Raw genomic sequence first — 689 nt, forward strand, 5'->3', positions numbered from 1 at the left:
CATGAGATGAGTTTTCAGAAGGATATTATTGATTTTCCTGGTGATGCTGCGATTGATCAACGTATTGCCGGGGTCAATTATTATTCGTCGGATTTTTTTATTCTAGAGTTGTGAACAGAAACTTTTGGTAAAATTTTACGCAAACTTCGCATTGATTGGGCTGAATGTCTTCTAGATATGTCTTCTAAATTGGGTGTGTTGATAACGTTTTTATCTTCTGTAGAGATTGGGAAAAAGTGTGTACATTTGGAATGGAAGACAAGATCATAGAGCTGTACGATTTAGGTCAAGAGACAGCAGCACTATTGAGAAAAGAAGCAGATGCTTATCATAAGGATTTTACCATAAAGCCTTCAGATTCATTGAGCTGTAAAATAATTTTTGGCATGTTTGTTAGAAATTTGCAGTATTTTTCACAACAGAACTTAGCAAAATTCAAACAATTTCTAGAAAAAGCTAGCAAAAAAGAACGCGCTTTGTAAAGCTAGGTTTGAAAATTCTATTGCCTGCTTTTATTTAGGCATCCCTCATGTTTAAAAACGCTAACAAAAATAACAGGTTATGCATAATAAAAAAGAAAACGGTGCCCAGACGCGGATTCGAACCACGGACACGCGGATTTTCAGTCCGCTGCTCTACCAACTGAGCTATCTGGGCAATTTCACAAAACACGTGAAACGTGTGCGGTT

General features: G+C 36.9%; 1 tRNA gene and 1 pseudogene. One reads left to right on the forward strand and one right to left on the reverse strand.

Annotated elements, in window-relative coordinates:
- Positions 1-132: 132 nt before the first annotated feature.
- Positions 133-482, forward strand: a pseudogene (locus tag ACFIK8_RS11600) (XRE family transcriptional regulator).
- A 102-nt stretch (positions 483-584) separates the two neighbouring features.
- Here the strand turns inward: ACFIK8_RS11600 and ACFIK8_RS11605 are convergent.
- A tRNA-Phe gene (locus ACFIK8_RS11605) sits at positions 585-657 on the reverse strand.
- Between the last annotated feature and the right edge of the window lie 32 nt (positions 658-689).

The sequence above is a fragment of the Bartonella sp. MR168JLCBS genome (assembly GCF_042194175.1).